Annotated in this window: 19 protein-coding genes; 12 read left to right on the forward strand and 7 right to left on the reverse strand. The window is 74.0% G+C overall.

Features of this window, described 5'->3' with window-relative positions:
- Window positions 1-15 precede the first annotated feature (15 nt).
- The 4 genes from alc (at window position 16) to AB0D74_RS23090 (ending at window position 3,293) form a co-directional block, all read left to right on the forward strand.
- Window positions 16-1,128, forward strand: coding sequence for an allantoicase (gene alc, locus AB0D74_RS23075; RefSeq protein WP_362589978.1), 1,113 nt, complete (start codon window positions 16-18; stop codon window positions 1,126-1,128).
- 128 nt (window positions 1,129-1,256) lie between these two features.
- Window positions 1,257-2,069: an AIM24 family protein gene (locus AB0D74_RS23080; protein WP_362589980.1), complete on the forward strand. Its 813-nt coding sequence runs from the start codon at window positions 1,257-1,259 to the stop codon at window positions 2,067-2,069.
- Between the two features lie 95 nt (window positions 2,070-2,164).
- Window positions 2,165-2,791: a dihydrofolate reductase family protein gene (locus AB0D74_RS23085; RefSeq protein WP_362589983.1), complete on the forward strand. Its 627-nt coding sequence runs from the start codon at window positions 2,165-2,167 to the stop codon at window positions 2,789-2,791.
- 106 nt (window positions 2,792-2,897) lie between these two features.
- Window positions 2,898-3,293, forward strand: coding sequence for a ribonuclease domain-containing protein (locus AB0D74_RS23090; protein WP_362589986.1), 396 nt, complete (start codon window positions 2,898-2,900; stop codon window positions 3,291-3,293).
- 221 nt (window positions 3,294-3,514) lie between these two features.
- On the opposite strand, the gene AB0D74_RS23095 is transcribed toward AB0D74_RS23090, so the two are convergent.
- The 3 genes from AB0D74_RS23095 to AB0D74_RS23105 form a co-directional block, all read right to left on the reverse strand.
- Window positions 3,515-4,411 carry a DMT family transporter gene (locus AB0D74_RS23095; protein WP_362589989.1) on the reverse strand — a complete coding sequence of 299 codons (897 nt, stop codon included), beginning with the start codon at window positions 4,409-4,411 and terminating at the stop codon, window positions 3,515-3,517.
- A gap of 247 nt (window positions 4,412-4,658) precedes the next feature.
- Entirely contained in the window at window positions 4,659-5,759 is a 1,101-nt protein-coding gene (locus AB0D74_RS23100; protein WP_362589992.1) for an NADH:flavin oxidoreductase/NADH oxidase, read from the reverse strand.
- A 147-nt stretch (window positions 5,760-5,906) separates the two neighbouring features.
- Window positions 5,907-6,113 (reverse strand): hypothetical protein, encoded by a 207-nt coding sequence (locus AB0D74_RS23105; RefSeq protein WP_362589995.1) that lies wholly within the window; start codon window positions 6,111-6,113, stop codon window positions 5,907-5,909.
- Window positions 6,114-6,283: 170 nt separating this feature from the next.
- Here AB0D74_RS23105 and AB0D74_RS23110 point away from each other — a divergent pair, with 170 nt between their 5' ends.
- The 3 genes from AB0D74_RS23110 to AB0D74_RS23120 all read left to right on the forward strand — a co-directional run bounded on the left by AB0D74_RS23110 (window position 6,284) and on the right by AB0D74_RS23120 (window position 9,551).
- On the forward strand, window positions 6,284-7,567 hold the full coding sequence (locus tag AB0D74_RS23110; protein WP_362589998.1) for a histidine kinase: 1,284 nt from the start codon (window positions 6,284-6,286) through the stop codon (window positions 7,565-7,567).
- Window positions 7,568-7,619: 52 nt separating this feature from the next.
- Entirely contained in the window at window positions 7,620-8,282 is a 663-nt protein-coding gene (locus AB0D74_RS23115; RefSeq protein WP_362590001.1) for a response regulator transcription factor, read from the forward strand.
- Between the two features lie 87 nt (window positions 8,283-8,369).
- Complete coding sequence (locus tag AB0D74_RS23120; RefSeq protein ID WP_362590004.1) at window positions 8,370-9,551, forward strand: cytochrome P450; 1,182 nt, start codon at window positions 8,370-8,372, stop codon at window positions 9,549-9,551.
- A gap of 27 nt (window positions 9,552-9,578) precedes the next feature.
- On the opposite strand, the gene AB0D74_RS23125 is transcribed toward AB0D74_RS23120, so the two are convergent.
- Complete coding sequence (locus tag AB0D74_RS23125; RefSeq protein ID WP_362590006.1) at window positions 9,579-10,589, reverse strand: Gfo/Idh/MocA family oxidoreductase; 1,011 nt, start codon at window positions 10,587-10,589, stop codon at window positions 9,579-9,581.
- A gap of 130 nt (window positions 10,590-10,719) precedes the next feature.
- Here AB0D74_RS23125 and AB0D74_RS23130 point away from each other — a divergent pair, with 130 nt between their 5' ends.
- The 5 genes from AB0D74_RS23130 to AB0D74_RS23150 all read left to right on the forward strand — a co-directional run bounded on the left by AB0D74_RS23130 (window position 10,720) and on the right by AB0D74_RS23150 (window position 18,323).
- Window positions 10,720-11,457, forward strand: a complete 738-nt coding sequence (locus AB0D74_RS23130) for a GntR family transcriptional regulator (RefSeq protein ID WP_362590555.1) — start codon at window positions 10,720-10,722, stop codon at window positions 11,455-11,457.
- Between the two features lie 218 nt (window positions 11,458-11,675).
- Window positions 11,676-12,821, forward strand: a complete 1,146-nt coding sequence (locus AB0D74_RS23135) for an ROK family glucokinase (protein WP_362590009.1) — start codon at window positions 11,676-11,678, stop codon at window positions 12,819-12,821.
- Entirely contained in the window at window positions 12,818-13,399 is a 582-nt protein-coding gene (locus AB0D74_RS23140; RefSeq protein WP_362590012.1) for a sugar kinase, read from the forward strand. Before AB0D74_RS23135 ends, AB0D74_RS23140 begins: the two co-directional genes overlap by 4 nt.
- Before the next feature lie 104 nt (window positions 13,400-13,503).
- Window positions 13,504-16,323 carry a DEAD/DEAH box helicase gene (locus AB0D74_RS23145; RefSeq protein WP_362590015.1) on the forward strand — a complete coding sequence of 940 codons (2,820 nt, stop codon included), beginning with the start codon at window positions 13,504-13,506 and terminating at the stop codon, window positions 16,321-16,323.
- The gene (locus AB0D74_RS23150) at window positions 16,320-18,323 is read left to right on the forward strand and encodes an SWIM zinc finger family protein (protein ID WP_362590018.1); all 2,004 of its coding nucleotides are present in this window, start codon (window positions 16,320-16,322) and stop codon (window positions 18,321-18,323) included. The genes AB0D74_RS23145 and AB0D74_RS23150 overlap by 4 nt, the downstream gene beginning before the upstream one ends.
- A gap of 49 nt (window positions 18,324-18,372) precedes the next feature.
- Here AB0D74_RS23150 and AB0D74_RS23155 read toward each other — a convergent pair whose 3' ends face one another.
- The 3 genes from AB0D74_RS23155 to AB0D74_RS23165 are packed head-to-tail and all read right to left on the reverse strand — an operon-like array spanning window position 18,373 to window position 23,652.
- Window positions 18,373-20,496, reverse strand: coding sequence for a bifunctional serine/threonine-protein kinase/ABC transporter substrate-binding protein (locus AB0D74_RS23155; protein ID WP_362590021.1), 2,124 nt, complete (start codon window positions 20,494-20,496; stop codon window positions 18,373-18,375).
- 5 nt (window positions 20,497-20,501) lie between these two features.
- Window positions 20,502-22,697 carry a bifunctional serine/threonine-protein kinase/ABC transporter substrate-binding protein gene (locus tag AB0D74_RS23160; RefSeq protein ID WP_362590024.1) on the reverse strand — a complete coding sequence of 732 codons (2,196 nt, stop codon included), beginning with the start codon at window positions 22,695-22,697 and terminating at the stop codon, window positions 20,502-20,504.
- On the reverse strand, window positions 22,690-23,652 hold the full coding sequence (locus AB0D74_RS23165) for a hypothetical protein (RefSeq protein WP_362590027.1): 963 nt from the start codon (window positions 23,650-23,652) through the stop codon (window positions 22,690-22,692). The genes AB0D74_RS23160 and AB0D74_RS23165 overlap by 8 nt, the downstream gene beginning before the upstream one ends.
- Window positions 23,653-23,795: the final 143 nt, after the last annotated feature.

Genomic DNA, 23,795 nt, shown 5'->3' on the forward strand with positions numbered 1-23,795 from the left:
CCGAAAGGAACACCTTTGACGGCGATCCCGAGCTTCACCGGCGACGCGCACCCCTACTCCGGCGGCGACCCGTACGCGGACTACCGCACCGCGGACTTCCCCTTCACCCAGTACGCCGACCTCGCCGGCCGGCAGCTCGGCGCCGGGGTCGTCGCCGCCAACGACGAGTTCTTCGCCCAGCGGGAGAACCTGCTGGTGCCCGGGCGGGCCGAGTTCGACCCCGAGCACTTCGGGCACAAGGGCAAGATCATGGACGGCTGGGAGACGCGCCGGCGCCGCGGGGCCTCGGCCGGCCACCCCTGGCCCACCGCCGAGGACCACGACTGGGCGCTGGTCCGGCTCGGCGCGGCCGGCGTGGTCCGCGGGATCGTCGTCGACACGGCCCACTTCCGCGGCAACTACCCGCAGGCGGTCTCGGTCGAGGGCACGTCGGTCGCCGGCTCGCCGTCCCCCGAGGAGCTCCTCGGCGACGACGTGAAGTGGACGACCCTCGTCCCCCGCACACCCGTCGGCGGCCACGCGGCGAACGGCTTCGCCGTCTCCGTCGAGCAGCGCTTCACCCACCTCCGCGTCAACCAGCACCCCGACGGCGGCATCGCACGCCTGCGCGTGTACGGCGAGGTCGTGCCCGACCCCGAGTGGCTCGCGGTGCTCGGCACCTTCGACGTGGTCGCGCTGGAGAACGGCGGCCGGGTCGAGGACGCCTCGAACCTCTTCTACTCGCCGGCCACCAACACCATCCAGCCGGGCCGCTCCCGCAAGATGGACGACGGCTGGGAGACGCGCCGGCGCCGCGACCAGGGCAACGACTGGATCCGCTACCGGCTCGCCGCCCAGTCCCAGATCCGGTCGGTCGAGATCGACACGGCGTACCTGAAGGGCAACAGCGCGGGCTGGGCGTCGGTGTCGGTCAAGGACGGCGAGGACGGCACCTGGACGGAGATCCTCCCGCGCACCCGCCTCCAGCCGGACACGAACCACCGCTTCGTCCTGCCGACCCCCGCGGTCGGCACGCACGCACGCGTGGACATCTTCCCGGACGGCGGAATCTCCCGCCTGCGGATGTTCGGCACACCGACGGAGGCGGGAGCAGCAGCCCTGACCACGAGGCACCGCGAACTGTCCTGACCCGTCCTGGCCCACCCACTCACCCGACTCGCCTTCTCACACAGCGAACTCGAAAAGCGACGAAGCGGGTGGCCGGGCCGGTGGGCGGGCGAGGGGAACCGTGAGGCCGTCGGCTACGTTCTTCTGCCGTGACCCTTCAGCAAGAAATCGTCGGCAATGCCATGCAGATGGCGGTCGTGAACCTGCACCCCGGCCAGACCGTGTACTGCGAGGCCGGCAAGTTCCTGTTCAAGACGACGAACGTGACCATGGAGACCCGGCTCAGCGGCCCGAACGGCGGCGGCCAGCAGCAGGGCGGCGGTGGCGGCGGCATGGGCGGCATGCTCCGCCAGGCCATGGGCACCGCCATGCAGGTCGGCCAGCGCATGCTCGCCGGCGAGTCGCTGGCGTTCCAGTACTTCACCTCCCAGGGCGGCGAGGGCACCGTCGGCTTCGCGGGCGTGCTCCCGGGCGAGATGCGCGCCCTGGAGCTGAACGGCACGCGCGCGTGGTTCGCCGAGAAGGACGCCTTCGTCGCGGCCGAGTCCACCGTCGAGTTCGGCATCGCCTTCGCCGGCGGCCGTACCGGCATGAGCGGCGGCGAGGGCTTCATCCTGGAGAAGTTCACCGGCCACGGCACGGTGATCATCGCCGGCGCGGGCAACTTCATCGACCTCAACCCCGCCGACTTCGGCGGCCGTATCGAGGTCGACACGGGCTGCGTCGTCGCCTTCGAGGAGGGCATCCAGTACGGCGTCCAGCGCGTCGGCGGCCTCAACCGCCAGGGCCTCATGAACGCCGTCTTCGGTGGCGAGGGCCTCTCCCTGGCCACCCTGGAGGGCAACGGCCGGGTGATCCTGCAGTCCCTCACCATCGAGAGCCTCGCCAACGCGCTGAAGAAGGCCCAGGGCGGCGACAAGCAGGGCCCGACCGGCGGACTGTTCTCGACGCACGCGGGGTGAGGGCACACCGGAGACCGGCCGACCGATGAGTTGCCGGCGCCGCGGGGGTCTGAGCTGACGACAACGGACCGTACCCCCGGGAAGCAGGCACCGCCATGGGCAAGCTCGTCTCCACCATGTTCGTCACCCTCGACGGCGTCTACCAGGCGCCCGGCGGCCCCGAGGAGGACCCCCGCGGGGGCTTCGCCCACGGCGGCTGGAGCTTCACCTACGGCGACGAGGACTTCGGCCGGTTCGTCGCCGAGGTCTTCGAGCGGGCCGGCGCCTTCCTGCTCGGCCGCCGTACGTACGACATCTTCGCCGCCTACTGGCCGAAGATCACCGACCCCGGCAACCCGATCGCGGCCAGGCTCAACGCCCTCCCGAAGTACGTCCCGTCCGCGACCCTGACCGACCCGGCCTGGTCCGGCACCACGGTCCTCGCCGGCGACCTCGTCAAGGAGGTCACCGCCCTCAGGGAGCGCACCGACGGCGAGCTCCAGGTGCACGGCAGCGGCGCCCTGGTCCGCTCGCTGCTCGACCTCGGCCTCGTCGACACCCTGCACCTCGTGACCTTCCCGGTCGTACTCGGCTCCGGCCGCCGGTTCTTCCAGGAAGGCGCCCTGCCCACGAAGTTCCGGCACACCGGCGGGCGGATCACCAGGGCGGGCGTCTCCATCCAGTCGTACGACACCGCGGGCCGCCCCGACTACGGCTCGTACATCGCGGAGCAGAACGCCTAGCCGCGCAGCCGCCCAAGTTAACTCCCTGAAAACTCGCGGGACTTGGCGGCAAATTCTTCGAACTTGTCATTGACATGCCACACTCTACGCGCGTCATCATGGAGCCATGAGATTCCCCCCACGAATCACCCGCATCGGCGCCGCCGGCGCCCTGCTGTCCGCCCTCCTCGTGGGCGGCACCGTCTCCGCCGTCACGGCGGACGCCGCTGCCACCTCGGTCGGCAGTATCTGCTACAGCGACCTGCCGTCGCAGGCGTACGACACGCTCGACCTGATCGCGTCGGGCGGTCCGTTCCCGTACTCGCAGGACGGGACGGTCTTCCGCAACCAGGAGGGCGTGCTGCCGAGCGAGCCCAGCGGCTACTACCACGAGTACACCGTGAAGACGCCCGGTTCCTCCACGCGCGGTGCACGGCGCATCGTGACCGGCGAGGAGTACCAGGAGGACTACTACACGGCGGACCACTACGTCACCTTCGACCTGATCGACTTCGACTGCTGAGCTGCTTCCCCGCTTGAGCCGGCAGGCCGGAGAGATCACGGTCCGCTGAGGAACGGCGCGACCCGCCGGAGGCCCGGTTCACGTTCGCCCGGGCTTCCGGCCCCTGCCAGGGGCCTCGCCCCGCGGTCGTCTCCCCCCACGTTGGCGACCGCGGGACGGGGCCCCGCCTGCTCGTGGCCGGCGTCGCCCCTCGCCCGGTGACGTTCGCGTCCGGGCCCCGGCTACATCGCCGTCGCCGCCGGACGTCCCGCCCGGTGTTCCTCCTCCGCCGTGTCCCGGTCGACGCACTTCGCCAGGCAGCGGGTGCGGGAGAGCGTGACGACGCCGTACGAGAGCAGGGCGACCCCGAAGAGGGCCGGCACGAGCCACATGCCGTGGCGCGGCGACTCCGCGTACAGGGTGATGCCGAGGCAGAAGCTGACCACGGCATCGCCGAGGGTGAGCGCCGGCTGGGAGGCGATGAGGGGGCCTCCCTGCATGGCGTAGCCGAGCAGGATGATGGAGAACGAGCCGACGAGCGCGAAGCCGTAGGTCTGCCACGCGAGGAAGAACGCGGTGGCTCCGTGCCGGGACAGGATGTGCATCGCGGATTTGACCAGGGCCGCCGTCAGCGCGTTGCCGACGGCGGCTGCCGCGGCCAGGCCGGCGGCGCGCGCCAGGCCGTGCGGGCGTCGCAGGCCGACGAGGACGAGTGCGGCCACGGTCGCGCCCAGCACGGCGATCGTGGGCGCCCACCACATGCCGGGGACCTGTTCGCGGCCACCGGAGGGAGCGGCCGAGAAGAGGCTGATCGCCAGCCCCGCGAAGATGGCGGCGACGCACCCCCACGCCTTGCGGGACACCCGGACCCGGAACACGAGGCTGCCGAAGAGCAGCGCGAGCGGCAGTTCGAGGATGAAGACCGGCTGGACGGCGGCCAGGCTCCCGAAGTCGAGCGCGAGCGCCTGGAACAGAGCCGCGCCGACGACTCCGAGAATGCCGCCGAGCCAGACGGGACTGCGCAGCAGGCTCCCGACGAGACCGAGGGGGGAGTGCGCTTCGGGCGTGCTCGTGGCGGCCCGTCGCTGCAGCACCGTGCCCCATGCGTTGCTGGCGGCGGCGAGCACGGCACAGGTCATCGCGACGATCATGTCGATCGCATCGCTTCCGGCCGGCCGGCCGTCTTCCACGGGCGTGGCGGCACGGCCCCGGCGGTGCCCCGGGGCCGGGCGGTCCGACTGCGGTTCACGACGGCGCGGTTCACTGCGCTGCGGTTCACGACGTTGCGGTTCACGACGTTGCGTTTCACGACCGGGAACGGCGAAGCCGCGAGCGGCACACTCACCTGTCCAGTGTCCGGCCGGACACCCGGGCGGGCGACCGGTGTCAGGCCCGGTGGTACTGGACGGGCGTGCCGACACTGCCCCCGAGCCGGTCGGCGGCGTGCCGCGCCCAGTAGGGGTTGCGCAGGAGTTCCCGGGCCAGCAGCACCGCGTCGGCGCTGCCGGAGGCGATGATCTCGTCGGCCTGCGCGGGCTCGGTGATCATGCCGACGGCGGCGACGGGCATGCCGGTCTCGTTGCGGACGCGGTCGGCGAACGGGACCTGGTAGCCGGGGCCACTCGTGATCTTCGCGTCGGGGACGATGCCGCCGGAGGAGATGTCCATCAGGTCGACGCCGTGCGCCTGCAGCTCCCCGGCGAAGCGGACGGTGTCGTCGGCGGTCCAGCCCGTCCGGCCGTCCTCGGGGTTCTCCGACAGCCAGTCGGTCGCGGAGATCCGGAAGAACACCGGCAGCTCCTCGGGCCACACGGCGCGTACGGCGTCGACGACCTCCAGGGCGAAGCGGGTCCGGCCCTCGAAGGAGCCGCCGTACTCGTCGGTGCGGCGGTTGCTCTGCGGGGAGAGGAACTGGTGGATCAGGTAGCCGTGGGCACCGTGGATCTCGGCGATCTGGAAACCGGCCGCGAGGGCGCGGACGGCGGCGTCGGCGAACTGCCGGACGATCTCGCGGATGCCGTCCGTGGTCAGTTCCTCGGGCACCGTCGACGTCCCGTCGAAGGCCACCGCGCTGGGGCCCACCGGCGTCCAGCCGTGGGGCTCGTCCGGGGCGATCGGACGCCCGCGGTCGACCCAGGTGCGCTCGGTCGACGCCTTGCGCCCCGCGTGCGCCAGCTGGACGCCGGGGACCGTGCCCTGCGACTTCAGGAAGGCGGTGATGCGCCGGAAGGCGGCGACCTGCTCGTCGTTCCAGATGCCGAGGTCGTAGGGGGAGATCCGGCCCTCGGGGCTGACGGCCGCGGCCTCGGTGATGATCAGGCCGGTGCCGCCGGCGGCGCGCGCGGCCAGGTGGGTGAAGTGCCAGTCCGTCGGGACGCCGGCCGCCGCACCGGCGGGCTCGGCGCTGTACTGGCACATCGCCGCCATCCAGATGCGGTTGGGGATCGACAGCGACTTGAGGTCGAAGGGGGTGAAGAGCGGGTTCAACGCGCGACTCCTTGGCAGGTCTGTGGGCCGGTGCCATGCGCCGGGGCCGTCGGGTACGGCCGGTGCGCGCGGCACGGGAGTCATAATTGCATGCGCGGGTATTTTATTTCCGCTGCCTATCGGCACGTGCATATATTGCGGTCCGGGTCACCCCTGACCGGACCTCCGGCTCCCCGCGGCGGCGAACAGCGCGCACGCCAGCACGATCAGCGCGACGCTCGCGTAGACGCCGTAGCCGTCGAGGAAGCCGAGCCGTTGCAGGAGGCCCACGTGCCAGTGGGTGAACTCGTGCAGCAGCCCCAGCACACCCTGCACGAGGGCGACGAATCCGAGCAGTTCCAGCACCTGTTTCACGGTACGACCCTCGCCCCGCCGCCTCCCGCCGCGCCATCGGCCGTGGGGCGGGCCGTGGCCGCTGGAAGACCCTCCGCACGCGCGCGTGGCACACCGAAAGTCCACACGGGCCCAACTTTGGTCGACGATCCCGTGCCCGAGTAGGTGTCCCGGACCGGTCCTGCGTAGATTTGTCGACCGTGAGCGGTGACATCTCTATACGGACGTTCGAGGGGCGGCGGTGGCTGTTCCCCTCCGCCGTGATCCATGAACTCGACCCCGACGCCGGTCCGGCCGGCCGTCGGCCCCGGCGCACCGCGCGCGACTGGCTCGTCGACTTCAGCTGCTTCCTGCTGGCCGTCCTCCTCGGCGTGGCCGCCGCCAACACCATGCGCCAGGACCCGAACGTCTCGCACGGCCTCGCCGTCGCCGACCAGCTGGTCGGCGGTCTGGCCTGTGCCGCGGTCTGGCTGCGCCGCCGCTGGCCGACGGGCCTGGCCGTCGCCATGGTCCCGGTCGGCTTCGTCTCCGACACCGCGGGCGGCGCCGCCATGGTCGCGCTGTTCACGCTCGCCGTGCACCGCCCGTTCCGGCACGTCGCCTGGATCGCCGGCGTCAACCTCGCGCTGGTTCCGCTCTTCTACTGGCTGCGCCCCGACCCCGACCTGCCCTACCTGGCCGTCGTCATCCTGGTCGTGCTCTTCAGCCTCCTGGTCGTCAGCCTCGGCATGTTCGTGCGCTCCAAGCGGCAGCTCATGGTCAGCCTGCGCGACCGGGCCGGGCGGGCCGAGACCGAGGCCGGGCTGCGCGCCGAGCGGGCCCAGCGGCTGGCCCGGGAGGCCATCGCCCGCGAGATGCACGACGTGCTCGCCCACCGGCTGACCCTGCTCAGCGTGCACGCCGGGGCGCTGGAGTTCCGGCCCGACGCACCCCGGGAGGAGATCGTCCGGGCGGCCGGGATCATCCGGGAGAGCGCCCACGAGGCCCTCCAGGACCTGCGCGAGATCATCGGCGTGCTGCGCGCCGCCGACGGCGACGAGGCGGGCGGCCGGCCGCAGCCGACGCTCGCCGCCCTGGACTCCCTGGTCGCCGAATCACGGGGAGCCGGCATGACCGTGGTGCTGGACAACCACGTCGGCGACCCGGCCGCCGTCCCCGCCTCCGTCGGCCGTACCGCCTACCGGATCGCGCAGGAGGGGCTCACCAACGCCCGCAAGCACGCCCCGGGCGCCGAGGTCACCGTCCGCGTCACCGGCGCTCCGGGCGACGGCCTGGACATCACCGTGCACAACCCCGCCCCCGCGACCGAGGCCCCGCACGTCCCCGGCTCCGGCCAGGGCCTGATCGGCCTGGCCGAACGCGCCACGCTGGCCGGGGGACGGCTGGACCACCGGGCCGTCGGCGACGGCGGCTTCGAGGTGCGGGCCTGGCTGCCCTGGGCCGCCGCAGCCCCCGCCGCCGCTCCCGCCGAGTGACGACCGGGCGACCGGCCACGTGATGCCGTACCCGCGTGATTACGTAGGAGCCATGACCGCGATCAGACTGCTGCTCGTCGACGACGACCCGCTGGTGCGGGCGGGGCTCGCGCTCATGATGGGCGGAGCGGAGGACATCGAGATCGTCGGGGAGGGCGCCGACGGCGACGAGGTCGAGGCGCTCGTGGACCGCACCCACCCGGACGTCGTCCTGATGGACATCCGGATGCCGTCCGTGGACGGACTCACCGCCACCGAGCGGCTGCGCGCGCGTGCCGACGCCCCGCAGGTCGTCGTCCTGACCACCTTCCACGCCGACGCACAGGTGCTGCACGCCCTGCGCGCCGGAGCCGCCGGGTTCGTCCTCAAGGACACCCCGCCCGCCGAGATCGTGGCCGCGGTACGCAGGGTAGCGGCCGGCGACCCCGTGCTGTCGCCCGCCGTCACCCGGCAGCTGATGGCGCACGCGGCCGGCGCGCGGGCCGACACCCGGCAGGCACGCGCGCGTGACCGGCTCACCGCCCTCAACGACCGCGAGCGCGAGGTCGCCGTCGCGGTCGGCCGGGGCCTCGCCAACGCCGAGATCGCCACCGGCCTCTTCATGAGCGTCGCCACCGTCAAGACCCACGTCTCCCGCATCCTGGCCAAGCTCGGCCTCAACAACCGCGTCCAGATCGCCCTGCTGGCCTACGACGCGGGACTGCTGGAGGAATAGGGGGCCGCTGGGGGCACCTGTGGGGCCTCCCGTGCGTTCTCCGGGTACGGGACGGCCTCGGGGGACCTCCTGAAGGGGGAGCAGAGCATGCAGGTGACCGACCTCGGCGAGTACGGCGACGGACTGCGCACGGACCCGCACACGGTGTACGCGCGGCTGCGCGAGCGCGGCCCGGTGCACCGGGTGCGGTGGCCGCTACCCGACCAGTACCACGAGACCTGGCTGGTCGTCGGGTACGAGGAGGCGCGCGCGGCGCTGGCCGACCCGAGGCTGGCCAAGGACACCGAGAAGATCGGCTTCAAGTTCCTCGACGAGGAGCTGATCGGCAAGTACCTGCTGCTCGCCGACCCGCCCCAGCACACCAGGCTGCGCGGCCTGATCACCCGCGCGTTCACCGCCCGCCGGGTGGCCGCACTGGAGCCGAGGATCCAGGAGATCACCGACCACCTGCTCGACGAGATGCTCCCGCGTGGCCGCGCCGACCTCATCGACGCCCTCGCCTACCCGCTGCCGATCACGGTGATCAGCGAACTGCTCGGCGTCCCCGAGCTGGACCGCGCGCGGTTCCGGAAGCTGTCCAACGAGGTGGTCGCGTCCAGCCACCCGGGCAGCGAGTACGACGCCTTCGCCGCGCTCGCCGAGTACCTCGCCGAGCTCATCGAGGACAAGCGGTGCACGGGCCCGAGCGGTGACCTGCTCAGCGACCTGATCCGCACCACCGCCGAGGACGGCGACCGGCTCTCCGCCGCTGAACTGCGCGGCATGGCGTTCGTGCTGCTGATCGCCGGCCACGAGACCACCGTCAACCTCATCGGCAACGGCGTCCTCGCCCTGCTCACCCACCCCGGCCAACTGGCCGCGCTGCGCGCCGACACGAGCCTCCTGGACGGCGCGGTCGAGGAGACCCTGCGCTGGGAGGGCCCGGTGGAGAACGCCACGTACCGGTACGCCGCCGAGCCCCTGGAGATCGCCGGCACCGCCATCGGCCGTGGCGACCCCGTGATGATCAGCCTCGCCGGTGCCGACCGCGACGCGGACCGCTATCCCGAGCCCGGCCGGTTCGACATCCGCCGCGACCACCGCGGCCACCTCGCCTTCGGCCACGGCATCCACTACTGCCTGGGCGCACCCCTGGCCCGACTGGAGGGCCGCATCGCCCTGCGCACCCTCCTGGAGCGCGCCCCGGACCTCGCCCTGGACGGCCCGCACGGCGAGTGGCTGCCGGGCACCCTGATGAGAGGGATGCGCAGCCTCCCGGTGCGCTGGTAGCCGTCGTCGGGCAGTGGTCGTCGCCGGTCAGGCCAGGCTGCCCGGGACCTCCGCGAGCGCCACCGGTCTGCGCTCGTGCCGGGAGATCTCGCAGGCCTCCGCGATCCGCAGCGCCTGGAGCGCCTCGCGCCCGTCGCAGGGGTTGGCCAGCTGACCCCGCACCACGTCGACGAAGGCGCACAGCTCGGCCTCGTAGGCGGGCCCGAACCGCTCCAGGAAACCGGGCCACGGCTTGTCCGCGGGCGGCGGCCCGGTCGGCTCGGTCGAGGCCACCGGCGTACGGTCGTCCAGGCCGACCACCACGGTGTCCCGCTCCCCGGCCAGCTCCATCCGCACGTCGTATCCGGCGCCGTTCAGCCGGGTCGCCGTCGCCGTGGCCAGTGTGCCGTCGTCCAGGGTGAGCACCGCCGCCGCCGTGTCGACGTCACCGGCCTCGCGGAACATCGCGGGCCCCGCGTCCGAGCCGGTCGCGTACACGTCCACCACCTCGCGGCCGGTCACCCAGCGCAGCACGTCGAAGTCGTGGATCAGGGTGTCCCGGAACAGCCCGCCGGACAGCGGCAGCCACTCCGGCGGGGGCGGGGACTGGTCGGAGGTCAGCGCCCGTACGGTGTGCAGCCGCCCGAGGCGGCCCGAGCGCACCGCCTCCCGCGCACCGGCGTACCCCTTGTCGAAGCGCCGCTGGAAGCCCATCTGCAGGACCGTGCCGGCCTTCTCCACCTCCGCCAGGGCCTGGAGCGTGCCCGGCAGGTCGAGGGCGATCGGCTTCTCGCAGAAGACCGGCAGCCCGGAGCGCGCGGCGCGGCCGATCAGGTCGGCGTGGGCGGAGGTGGCGGCGGTGATCACCACGGCGTCCACGCCCCACGTGAAGATCTCGTCCGTCCCGGGCGCCGCCGTCTCCCCGAGCCGGTGCGCCAGATCCTGGGCCCGCTGGGGATTCACGTCCGTGAGGATCAGCGATCCGACCTCGCGGTGACGACTGAGCGTGTTCGCGTGAATGGTGCCGATGCGGCCCGTCCCGATGACCCCGATGCGCATGGGAACAAGGTGCTGGTGCACCCCGGGCGCTGTCAATCCGTATGTCCGGACAATCGAACTACACAACTTCCCGTCAACCCGTCACGGGGATACGCTCGGCCCCGTGCCGAAACCAGATGTGGACCCGACCGTGACGCTCGACCTCCGCGTGGACCGGAGCTCCCCGGTGCCGTTGTACTTCCAGCTCGCCCAGCAGCTGGAGGCGGCCATCGAGCACGGCTCGCTCACCCCCGGCAGCCTGCTGGGCAACGAGATCGAACTCGCCGCACGGCTCGGCCTGTCCCGCCCGACCGTCCGCCAGGCCATCCAGTCCCTGGTGGACAAGGGTCTGCTCGTCCGCCGCCGGGGTGTCGGCACCCAGGTCGTGCACAGCCAGGTCAAGCGCCCGCTGGAGCTGAGCAGCCTCTACGACGACCTGGAGTCGGCCGGCCAGCGCCCCGCGACGAACGTCCTGGTCAACACCGTCGTACAGGCGTCCGCCGAGGTCGCCGCGGCGCTCGGGGTCGCCGAGGGCACCGAGGTGCACCGCGTCGAACGGCTGCGGCTGGCCCATGGCGAGCCCATGGCGTACCTGACCAACTACCTGCCCCCCGGCCTGCTCGACCTGGACACCGCCCAGCTGGAGGCCACCGGCCTGTACCGCCTCATGCGGACCGCCGGGATCACCCTGCACAGCGCCCGCCAGTCCATCGGCGCGCGCGCCGCCACGACCGCCGAGGCGGACCGGCTCACCGAGCCGGAGGGCGCCCCGCTGCTCACCATGCAGCGCACCACGTACGACGACACCGGCCGCGCCGTCGAGTTCGGCGACCACATCTACCGCCCGACCCGCTACTCCTTCGAGTTCCAGCTGCTCGTGCGGTCCTGAACACTCCGACGCTCTGGTTCTAATGTCCGGACAAGGTGACCATGCGGGTCGAGGAGGGGCACCGCAGCGCCCCTTCAGGGGCGCGGGGCTGTGACATGTGCGGCTCCGCCGCGTGGGCGCGACCAGCCCCCACGCACCCGCACCCGGCAACGGTGCCGTCCCGTTCCTTATCTCCCCCGAACGGCACCGCGCGCACGCGTACGGCAGAATCGAGCCCGATGAGCACCTACCGCGACCTCACCGCCCCCATCGGCTCCCGCCGAGCCCCGGTCCTGCGCACCGTCGGCACCCGGGAGCGCCGGTCCCACCTGACCGCTCCCCGCGTGCCCACGGTCGGCATCGACATCGGCGGCACCAAGGTCATGGCGGGCGTCGTGGACGCCGACGGCAACATCCTGGAGAAGCTCCGCACGGAGACCCCGGACAAGTCCAAGAGCCCGAAGGTCGTCGAGGACACCATCGTCGAACTGGTCCTGGACCTGTCCGACCGGCACGACGTGCACGCCGTGGGCATCGGCGCCGCCGGCTGGGTCGACGCCGACCGCAACCGCGTCCTGTTCGCCCCGCACCTGTCCTGGCGCAACGAGCCGCTGCGCGACCGCCTCGCCGGCCGCCTGGCGGTCCCCGTCCTGGTCGACAACGACGCCAACGCCGCCGCCTGGGCGGAGTGGCGGTTCGGCGCCGGCCGCGGCGAGGACCACCTGGTCATGATCACGCTCGGCACCGGCATCGGCGGCGCGATCCTGGAGGACGGCCAGGTCAAGCGCGGCAAGTACGGCGTCGCCGGTGAGTTCGGCCACATGCAGGTCGTGCCCGGCGGCCACCGCTGCCCGTGCGGCAACCGCGGCTGCTGGGAGCAGTACAGCTCGGGCAACGCGCTGGTCCGCGAGGCCAAGGAGCTGGCCGCCGCCGACTCCCCGGTGGCGTACGGGATCATCGAGCACGTCAAGGGCAACATCAACGAGATCACCGGCCCGATGATCACCGAGCTGGCCCGCGAGGGCGACGCGATGTGCATCGAGCTGCTCCAGGACATCGGCCAGTGGCTCGGCGTCGGCATCGCCAACCTCGCCGCCGCCCTCGACCCCTCCTGCTTCGTGATCGGCGGTGGCGTCAGCGCCGCCGACGACCTGCTCATCGGCCCCGCGCGCGACGCGTTCAAGCGCCAGCTCACCGGCCGCGGCTACCGCCCCGAGGCCCGGATCGCCCGCGCTCAGCTGGGCCCCGAGGCCGGCATGGTCGGCGCCGCCGACCTCGCCCGGCTCGTCGCCCGCCGGTTCCGGCGCGCCAACCGGCGCCGGGTGGAACGGTACGAGCGCTACGAGCGGTACGCGGAGGCCCGCCGCACCCGGGACACCGCATGACCGCTTCGCTGCCCCGCCAGGCCGCGTCCCCCGAGGAGCCGCAGCGCCGGCCGGAGACCCCGGGGCACAAGGCCAAGCGGAGGGCGCTGACGCTGCTGATCATCGTGCTGCTCATCGGCGTACCGGCCGGCTATCTGGTGATCTCCGCCAACCAGAGCCGCAACAGCGGCAAGGACAAGGAGTCCAAGTACTCGGCGACCGGCCTCTCCGAGGGCTGGCCCTCGAAGGTGCAGCGGCGCCTGTACCAGGTGCCGGTCCCACACCCGGCCGACCGGATCGCGTACTACGAGACGAACAACTGGAAGACCAGCCGTCTCTACGTCCAGTTCCGCACCAACAGCGCCGGACTGGACAGCTTCCTGGAGGGCATGGGCGTCAACCGGGACGCGCTCAAGAAGGACGACATCAGCATCGGCGCCCGCGACCGGAAGATCACCGGCTGGGAGTTCACCGGCCCCGGACCCTGGTCGGGCCTGACGCACAAGCAGAAGAACCCGGCGCCCACCCAGGACGTGGTCGTGAACACGGCCGACCCGAACTACCCGATGATCTACGTCGTCTCCCGCACCGTGCCGTAGCGGCGCCCGCGCCCCACCGGCAGGCCGCCGCGACCGATTGTCAGACCCCGCCCGTACAGTCGAAGACGTCTGATCCGACAGGCGGGCGGGAGGTGACAGAACGTATGAGCGGCACGACGGCCGAGGCCGACACGGACGTACCGGTGCGCCTGGCGGCGGTCTACCTGCCCGCCGCCCTTCCCCGCCAGGGCCGCGTCGCCTTCTGGGACCCCGAGGGAGCCCCGCTGCCCGCCACCGCGACCGCGACCGCGGAGCTGACGGTCGTACGACGGCACGGCGCCACCGGGATCCGCCGCCGGCAGGTGCCCGCGCTCACCCTGCCGCTCGCCGCCGCCCTCCCGCTGCTCGTCCGGGCCCGCCGCGACCCCGCCGCCCACCCCGCCACCGCCTGCTGGGGAGCCGCCGCCCTGCACGCGCTGCGGCTCGCCGCCCGGGGCCGTCTGCTGCCCGGCCTCACCCCGGGAGGACACGACGCCTGGCGGGCGGGCCCCCTGGAGCCCGCCGACATCGCCCACCTGCGCGCGGTGGCCGCCGCCCTGCCCGTCGAGGGACACGCCGTCCCGCTGCCCGGCCCCGGCCCGCTCCTGCTGCCCCAGCCGGAGGCGCTGGTCCGTTCCTTCCTGGACGCGGTGGCCGACACCCTGCCCCGCACCCCGGCCGCCCCGCACACCGCGGGCAGGCCCTTCGCCGCCCGCGAGGCCCAGCGGCTGCCCGACGCCCAGGAGTGGGCCGCGGAGGTCGCGGCCGGCATGGACGCGGGGGTGCGGATCTCGCTGCGCCTGGACCTGTCGGCGTACGACCTGTTCGACGACGGCGAGGGCGCGCAGCGCGCGGGCGCGGCGATCGTCCAGGTGCACAGCCTCGCCGACCCCACCCTGGTGACCGACGCGGCGGCACTGTGGTCGGGGGCCTCCGACGCGGCCTTCGGTCCCCGCGCGCGCGTGGACGCCGCGCTGGCCGTGCGCCGGGCCGCGCGGGTGTGGCCACCGCTGGACCGCCTCGCCGAGCAGGACGTGCCGGACGTGCTCGCGCTCTCCGAAGAGGAGCTGGGGCAGTTGCTCGGGGTGGCGGCGACCCGGCTCGCGGCGGCCGGGGTCGCCGTGCACTGGCCCCGGGACCTGGCCCAGGACCTGACCGCGGCGGCCGTGGTCCGGCCCGCCCCCGGCTCGGCCACCGACGGCACCGGCTTCTTCGAGAGCGAGGAACTGCTCCAGTTCCGCTGGCAGTTGGCGCTCGGCGGCGATCCGCTCAGCGACGCCGAGATGGACGCCCTAGCCGAGGCCCACCGCCCGGTCGTACGGCTGCGGGACCGCTGGGTCCTCGTCGACCCGGCCCTGGTCCGCAAGGCGCGCAGGCGCGAACTGGGCCTGCTCGACCCGGTCGACGCGCTCTCCGTCGCGCTCACCGGGGAGGCCGAGGTGGACGGCGAGACCGTCGAGGCCGTCCCCGTCGGCCTCCTCGCGGCCCTGCGCGACCGCCTCACCGCCGGCATCCGCCCGGCCGACCCGCCCCCCGGTCTGCGGGCCACCCTGCGCGACTACCAGCTCCGGGGTCTGGCCTGGCTCGACCTGATGACCTCCCTCGGCCTCGGCGGCTGCCTCGCCGACGACATGGGCCTCGGCAAGACGATCACCGTCATCGCCCTGCACCTGAAGCGGGCCCGGACCGAGCCGACCCTGGTGGTCTGCCCGGCCTCGCTGCTCGGCAACTGGCAGCGGGAGATCGCCCGCTTCGCGCCCGGCGTCCCGGTCCGCCGCTTCCACGGCCCCGACCGCACCCTGGACGGCCTCGCCGGCGGTTTCGTCCTCACCACGTACGGCACCATGCGCGCCACCGCCACCACCCTTGCCGAACAGCCCTGGGGCATGGTCGTCGCCGACGAGGCACAGCACGTCAAGAACCCCTACTCGGCCACCGCGAAAGCCCTGCGCACCATCCCGACCCCGGCGCGCGTGGCCCTCACCGGCACCCCCGTGGAGAACAACCTCTCCGAGCTCTGGGCCCTCCTCGACTGGACCACCCCCGGACTCCTCGGCCCCCTCAAGTCCTTCCGCGCCCGGCACGCGCGCGCCGTCGAGAACGGTGAGGACGAGCAGGCGGTGGACCGGCTGGCCCGCCTGGTCCGCCCGTTCCTGCTGCGCCGCAAGAAGTCCGACCCCGGGATCGTCCCCGAACTCCCGCCCAAGACCGAGACCGACCACCCGGTCCCGCTCACCCGCGAGCAGGCCGCGCTCTACGAGGCGGTGGTGCGCGAGTCGCTGCTCGCCATCGAGACGGCGGACGGCATCGCCCGCCGCGGCCTGGTGCTCAAGCTCCTCGGCGCCCTCAAGCAGATCTGCGACCACCCCGGGCTGTACCTGAAGGAGGAGTCCCGCGCCGAGGGCCTGGCCGCCCGCTCCGGCAAACTCACCCTGCTCGACGAGCTGTTGGACACCGTGCTCGCCGAGGACGGCTCGGTGCTCGTCTTCACGCAGTACGTCGGCATGGCCCGCATGATCACCGCGCACCTCCAGGCCCGCGCGGTCCCGGTCGACCTGCTGCACGGCGGCACCCCGGTGCCGGAGCGGGAGCGCATGGTGGACCGCTTCCAGGCCGGCGCGACCCCGGTCCTCGTGCTCTCCCTGAAGGCCGCGGGCACCGGCCTCAACCTCACCCGGGCCGGTCACGTCGTCCACTTCGACCGCTGGTGGAACCCGGCGGTGGAGGAACAGGCCACCGACCGCGCGTACCGCATCGGCCAGACCCAGCCGGTCCAGGTGCACCGCCTGGTCACCGAGGGCACCGTCGAGGACCGCATCGCGGAGATGCTGGAGGCGAAGCGGGCCCTCGCCGACGCCATCCTCGGCTCCGGCGAGGCCGCCCTGACCGAGCTGACGGACCGCGAGCTGTCCGACCTGGTGTCGTTGCGGAGGACGTCGTCATGACCGGCGCGGGCGAGCAGCGACCCGGGGACGCGGCACGGCGCGCGTTGCGGGCGGCGCGGGGGCGCGGGCCGGAGGGCGGGGTCGACGAGGGTCCGACGCTTTCGGGGGAGCGTGAGGAACGGGCCCCGAGGCCGGGGGACGCCGCCCGCCTGGCGCTGCGGGCTGCCGCCGCCGCGAAGGAGGCGGAGCAGCGGCAGACCGAGCCCGAGGACCAGGACGGGGACGGGGACGAGGACCAGGAAGGGGACGGGGACGAGCTGGACGCCGTTCAGGACCGGCCCGAGCACGCCGAGGAGGCTGGCACCAGCACCAGCATCAGTACCGGTGCCGGTGCCGCCGTACCTTCGGGCGGCCGTCCCGGTGACATCGCGCGGGCGGCGCTGCGGGCGGCGCGCGCGGAGGCGAGGCGGGCCGAGGAGGCCGCGGCGGCGGAGGCCTCGGAACGGTCCCCGGCCCCTGCGGTACGACGGCTCCCCCCGCCCTCGACCTCGCGCGCCCAGGCCCCGGCCCCGGCGTCCGCGGCTCGCGGTCGCACCGCCCGTGACCTGAAGCAGTTCCTGACGACCGCGTTCCGGATGCCGACCGACGCGGCCGAGCCGGAAACCTCCGAGCCCCAGCCCGCCCCCGAGACCGTCACCGACCGCCCGGAGCCGGAACCCCCCGCTCCCGCTCCCGTCCCCGCTCCCGTCCCCGCACCCACCGCCACGCCCCACCTCCCGCGCACCATGGCCACCCCCCACCGCGACACCGAACTCCGCCGCACCTTCCCCTCCCTCTCGTCCCTCTCGTCCCTCCCCTCCCATGCGTCCGCCGCTGCCTCCGGCTTCGCCGAGACCTGGTGGGGCAATGCCTGGGTGCGGGCGCTGGAAGAGGGCGCGCTGGACGTGAAGCGGCTGGTGCGGGGGCGGGGTTACGCCGAGCGCGGGCACGTGGACGCCATCACCGTGACCCCCGGGCTGGTCCTCGCGTACGTGCAGGGGAGCCGGCCCCGCCCGTACCGCGTGCAGGTGCGGCTGCGGACCTTCGGCGAGGACGAGTGGGAGCGGCTCCTGACGGCCGCCGCCGACCGGCCCGCCGACATCGCGGCGCTGCTCGACAAGGAGTTGCCGCAGACCCTCGCCGACAGCGGGGTCGCGTTGCTGCCGGGGCCCGGTGAGCTCGAACCCCGGTGCAGCTGCCCCGACTTCGGGCACCCGTGCAAGCACGCGGCTGCCCTCTGCTACCAGACCGCGCGGCTGCTGGACGCCGACCCGTTCGTGCTGCTCCTGCTCCGCGGCCGTGGCGAGCGCGAGGTGCTGGACGCGCTGTCCCGGCGCAACGCCGCCCGCGCGGCCCGCGAGCGGCGGCCGGCGGCGCTGCCGGGAGTCCGGGCGGCCGAGGCTCTCCTGCCGCGTCAACTCCCGCCGCTGCCACCTCCGTTGTCGGTTCCGGCCCACCCCGAGCAGCCGCCGGTGTATCCGGGGGTGCCCGGCGGCCCGGACCCGTTCGCGCTGGACCAGCTGGCCACCGACGCGGCGGCCCGCGCCCACGCCCTGCTCGCCACCGGACACGACCCGGTCGGCGAACTGACCCTCTGGCAGGACGCGGTGCGACTCGCCGCGGCCCGCCCCGGTTCCGGCCTGACCGCGTCCACCCGCGCCCTCTACGCCACGCTCGCGGACGCCGTCGGCCGCACCCCGGGCGACCTGGCGCGCGCGGTCGCCGCCTGGCGCCAGGGCGGCAGGGAGGGACTGGCCGTACTGGAAGAGCCCTGGGACCCGCCGGCCGGCCGTTTCGACCGGGCCCGGTCGCTGCTGCTCGCCGCCGACCTCCCGGCCTTCCGGCCGTCACGCAACCACCTCACGCACCCCGGCGGCCACCTCCAGCTCCGCTTCGGCCGCGACGGCCTCTGGTACGCCTACGAGTCGGAGCCGGGCCACGACGACTGGTGGCCCAGAGGCACCCCCGACCTCGACCCGGTGGGCGCACTGACCGGCCTCGGCGCAGCGGACGACCTCTAGCGGCCGGCCCCGCCGCCCCCGGCCCCCGGCCCCCAGCCCCCAGGGGCGCCTACGACGTCTTCTTCTTCGCGAGGTTCTTGATGTCGTCGTGCCGGGCCACGAACCGGGCCCTGCCGTTCTCGACGCGGTAGAGGAACCAACCGCCGTCCTGGTCGGTCTCCAGGTACTGGGTCTGGCTCTCGTAGCTGTACCTGCGGGTGATGCCCTGCCAGGGTCTGCGCATCAACTCCGCGCGCAGCGACTCGCGTTCGTCGCTGCTGGGCGCCGCGAGGCCGTGCGCGGCGTAGCCGACGGCGTCGTAGGCCTCGGCCGCCCACGGTGGCGGAGCCGTGCGGTAGCGGGTGCGGTAGGCGGCGGCGAACGCCCGGGTCTTCGGGTCGGCCGACGGGTCGCAGTACCCCGTGCTGATCCACCAGCCCGTGCCGGCCTTCAGGAAGGGCCTGCCGAGGATGTGTTCGTCGCCGCCGTGGAACCCGCGGTGCCCCGCGTCGGTCAGGGCCTGCGCGCAGGCGGCGGCGCGGGCCGGGAGACCGCCCGCGAAGAGGACGGCCGTGTCCGGGTGGGCGGCGAGGCCGTGGGCCACGTCGGTGAAGCCGGTACCCCCGGCGACCTCGGCCACCTCGACTCTGCCCACCGTCAGCATCCCGTAGACGGTGACACCGCGGACGGTGGCCTCGCCGTCGTCGGCGTCGGTGAGGTCGTGCACGACGACGGTCCGGGCCGGCCGTGCCACCACGTTGAGGTATTTCACGACGGCACCGGGCCCCGTGGTGCGGGTGCTGCGCAGGTTCAGGGAGCTCGTCGTGTTGGTGCCGTTGAGGGCGGTGGAATCGGCGCGGGTGACCAGCAGGCACACCCCGGCCTCGGTGCACACCGGCACGGCCGCGGGCACGGCCGCGTTGGTGCCGGCGCCGATCACCGCGTACACCTCGCGGGCGGCCACGAGCCGGGCTGCCGCAGCGGCCGAACCGGCCGCGGTGCCCTGGTCGTCGGCCGTGCGCAGGGCGAGGTCGAACGTCCGGTCGGAGCGGGCGTTGTGCTGGACGACCGCCAGCTGGGCGCCGCGCACCTGGGCCTGGACGACGGCGGTGGACAGGTCCCCGAGCAGGGCGATCGTACGGTTCGGCAGCGGGCCCTTGGCGGACCCCGGCGTCCCGGACCGGCCCCACCGCCACCAGGCGCTGCCGCCGCCGACCGCGCTGACGCCGGCCGCCGCCGACGCGATCAGCAGCCGGCGCCGCGACGGGGCGGGCGGGGTGTCGGTGAACGGTGCCTCGGAGAGGGCGGTGGGTTCCGGCACCGGCAGGTCGAGGACGCGCGCCGCGCGGTCCGCGACCAGCGCGGGCAGGCCGGGCGGCAGCCACGACTCCGCCGTGAACTCACCGAAAGAGGACAGCAGTCGGGAGATCGTGGGGCGGTCGCCCGGTTCCTTCGCCAGACAGGCCCGCAGCGTCGGGGCGAGCTCCTCGGGGACGCCGGCCAGGTCCGGGTCCTCGCGCACCGTCCGGTACAGGACGGCCGCCGCGCCCCCGGCGCCGAACGGCGGTCGTCCGGTCGCCGTACGGGCGAGCACGCAGCCCAGGGAGAAGACGTCGCTGGGCGGTCCGACGGTCCTGCCGCGGGCCTGCTCCGGTGACAGGTAGCCGGGGGAGCCGATGACCGAGCCGTCCGTGGTGAGTGCCGTCGCGCCCACCGCGCGGGCGATGCCGAAGTCGATCAGACGCGGCCCGTCGGCGGCGAGCAGGACGTTCGCCGGTTTCACGTCCCGGTGGACGAGACCGGCCCGGTGCACGTCGTCCAGGGCCGCGGCGAGGGCGGCGCCCAGCGTCCGGACCTGGCCGGAAGGCCAGGGGCCGTACAGCGCCAGCGCCTCGGACAGCGGCAGGCCGGGCACGTAGGCGGTGGCCAGCCAGGGCGCGCGGGCGTCCGCGTCGGCCGTGAGCACGGGCACCGTCCAGCGGCTGGTGAGCCGGGCCGCCAGCTCGGTCTCGCGGCGGAACCGGGCCCGGAAACCGGGGTCTCCCGCGTACTCCTCGCGGATCACCTTGAGCGCGACCCAGGCGCCGTGCGGCGAACGGGCCAGGTACACCACGCCCATGCCGCCGGCCCCGAGCCGCCCCACCAGCCGGTGGCCGCCGACGGAGGACGGGTCGGCGGGCCGGAGCCGCTCCAACTCCGCTACCCCTTCGTCTGCGCGGCCAGGATCGGCCCGATCTGCTCGAACCGCCCGTCGTGGACCTGGTGGACGTAGGTCACACCGGCCATGGCCTTCACGTCGGCGTCGAACTGGTTGAACTGGTTGAAGGCGTAGGTGCGTGCGATGCCCTGGTACTTGGCCTTGTGGAGCCGCAGGGCGAGCGCGAGCCGTTCGGGGCGGCCACCGCCGGACGGCAGGGTTCTGGTGAACTCGCGCAGCACCATCCGGACGCTGTCGTACGCCTCGGCGCCGTACGGGTCCGGGACGCCGCCGTACCGCTTGCGCCAGGCCGCCGTGAACCGCTCGGCCGCCTTGGTCTTGAGCACGCTCGCGTCGACGGCCGGCGTCACCACGAACCAGCCCTCGCCCGCCGCGCCCGCGAGCTTCGGGAAGTCGGAGCCGTAGAGGAGATGGGACATCCAGCGCGGTCCGGTGAAACCGGCCGCGGACAGCTGCCGGGCCGCCCGGACGGTCGCCTCCAGCGGGCCCAGGTAGACGAAGTCGCGGACCTGGGCGGCGAGGATGGAGGCGACGGCGGCCGGGGCGTCGTCGGTGTCCTCGGCGACGACCTTCGGGACCACCCGGGCGTGCAGCGTGTCCCGCCACTGGGTGACCAGGATGCTGCCCTGGTCGTGTTCGACGGAGCCACCGGACCGGTCGATGACGATGCCCAACGGGGCGGTCAGGCCCTTCAGCAGTGCCTGCAGGGCGATCGCGGTGCCCGCCGCCTGGTGGCCGACCCCGGTCTGGAAGGTGACGGTCGGCGACCAGACGTAGTAGTCGTTCTGCCCGGTGGTGCTGCTGACATGGGTGAGCTTGGCCGACGCGTAGACGCGCGAGGCGGCCCGCATCGTCAGTTCGGTGACCGGGCCGAGCACGGCCATGACGGCGCGGTCCGCGGCCAGTTCGTGGGCGACCGAGGTCGCCCCGTCGACGGTCCCGTGGTCGTCCAGGACCCGTACGCCCAGGTCGAAGGTGCGGCCCGCGGTCGCGTTGTGCTCGGCGACGGCCAGCCGCGCGGCCCGTTCACAGGCCCGCGCCAGGGGTGCCGCCGCCCCGCTCCTCGTCACCTGCACGCCGAGCACGTACGACGGCCGGGCCGCCGTCTTCTCTCCCGAGCCGTCGTCGCGGCCCGCCGCCCAGAGCGCCGCCCCGGTACCGCCGCCCGCCAGCAGCAGCGCACCCCCGGCCAGCAGCAGGCGCCGCCGGGCGGGGCGGGCCGGCCGGCCGGCGCCGGGGTCGTCGACCACCGTGGGCTCGATGTCCGGCAGGGCGAGGCTCTCCGCCGCCCGGGCCGCCACCATGCGGGCGACGGGGTCCGGCAGCCAGGCCGACGGCGACTGCGCCGCGTCGGCGGTCGGCGGCCGGAGCCGGAAGTCCTCGGCGAGCCGCAGCCGCAGCTCCGCCGCGCCGGGCCGCTCACCGGGGTCCTTGGCCAGACAGGCGTCCAGCGTCCCGCGGAGTCCGCCGGTGACACCGTCGAGGTCGGGCTCGTCGTGCACCGTGCGGTAGAGCAGCGCGTCCGGGGCGCCGGTGCCGAACGGCGGGCGGCCCGTGCCCGCGTACGCCAGCACACAGCCCAGCGCGAAGATGTCGCTCGCCGCCCCGGCCGCCTCGCCGCGCGCCTGCTCGGGGGCGAGGAAGCCCGGGGTGCCGACCACCATGCCGGAGGCGGTCAGGGCGGTGTCGTCGGCGGCCCGCGCGATGCCGAAGTCGATGAGCCGCGGCCCGTCGACCGCGAGCAGCACGTTGCCCGGCTTCACGTCCCGGTGCACCAGTCCCGCCGCGTGCACGGCGGCCAGCGCCTCGCCGAGCAGCGAGCCCAGCACGCGTACGGCCGACGGCGGCAGCGGTCCGTGCGCGGTGACCGCCTCCGCGAGCGAGGGACCCGCCACGAACCCGGTCGCCAGCCACGGCTCGTGGGCGGTGGCGTCCGCGCCGAGCACCGGCACCACCCAGGGGCTGTCGACCCGGGCCGCCAGCTCCGCCTCCCGCGCGAACCGGGCCCGGAAACCGTCGTCGTCGGCGCCCTGCGCCCGGATCACCTTCACGGCGGCCAGCGCACCCGTCTCGGAGCGGCCCAGATAGACCAACCCCATACCGCCGGCGCCGAGCCGCCGCAGCAGCCGGAAGCCCCCGACCGACGACGGGTCGGACGGCCGCAACGCCTCACTCATCGCCGGCTCCCTTCACCTCGGCGGACGAGGTGGCTGACGAAGTGTCTGACGGGATGTCTGACGGGGTGTCTGACGCAGTGGCTGACGGGGTGGCCGAGGCCCGGTCCCGGCCGTAGCGGTCCACGTTCGCCGTCACATAGCCGACGCCCGTCAGCGCGTCCTCGGTGAGGGCCGTCTGCTCCTGCTTGCTCTCACCCGCGGCGTGCCGCACGGTCGCGGCCACGGTCACCGGGCCGAGGCGGTGCTTGTACCAGTCGAAGTCACGGGCCTTCGGGTCACCGTCCACGACGTACTCGCCGTACTCGGTGAGGTCGTCGTCCGTGGTGGCGGTGCGCTGTTCGCCGAACGGATCGCCGCGCGAGGCCATCTTCTGCACGGTGTCGGTCGCGTTGAGCCGTTCCTGCGGGCAGCGCAGCGGCTCCTCGAGCGAGGACGCCATGTCCCGGCGGGCCTCGCGGACCGAGGCGTGCACGGTGACCGTGAGGGACACGTACACCGCTCCCTCGCCGCCCGTGCCCTGCCGGACGAACGACCTGGTCAGGCTGGCCAGCACGGTCGACGGGAGCGCCTCGCGGCGCCACAGGCAGTCCGCGCCGAGCACGGCCCAGCTGGTCGGCCCCTGTTCGTACGGGTCCCGTCTGCGGTACCCGGTGCCGAAGTAGTCGGGCTGCACGGTGAGCCCGCGGACGAACGCCACGGCCTCGGCCCGCGTCTTCGGCGCGACGGCCTCGGCCAGCGTGTACGGCTGGCTGGAGGTGGACGCGGACGCGGATGCGGACGGGGATGCGGACGGGGAGGCACCCGCGTCCCCCGAAGCGGCCGAACCGCCCGCCGTGCTCGAACTCCCCGCGGCCGTGCCCCCGGGCGTGGCCCCGGCGCCGCCGTGCCCGCCGTCCGTGCAGCCCGCGAGCAGCAGTGCCACCGCCGCCGCGGACAGGACCGTTCCCCGTCCCATCACGCTCACCCCCAGCAGACCGCCGTACGGCCCTCCCCTGGGGGCCGCAGGTCGAACGCTAGCGCCAACCTGTGTCAACTGGCCCCACTGGACAGTGAGTTGAGTCGAACGGTAACCCCTTGGCCATCAGCCGGTGACAGTTC

The organism is Streptomyces sp. NPDC048278, assembly GCF_040652195.1.
In the GTDB taxonomy this organism is placed as follows: Bacteria; Actinomycetota; Actinomycetes; order Streptomycetales; family Streptomycetaceae; genus Streptomyces.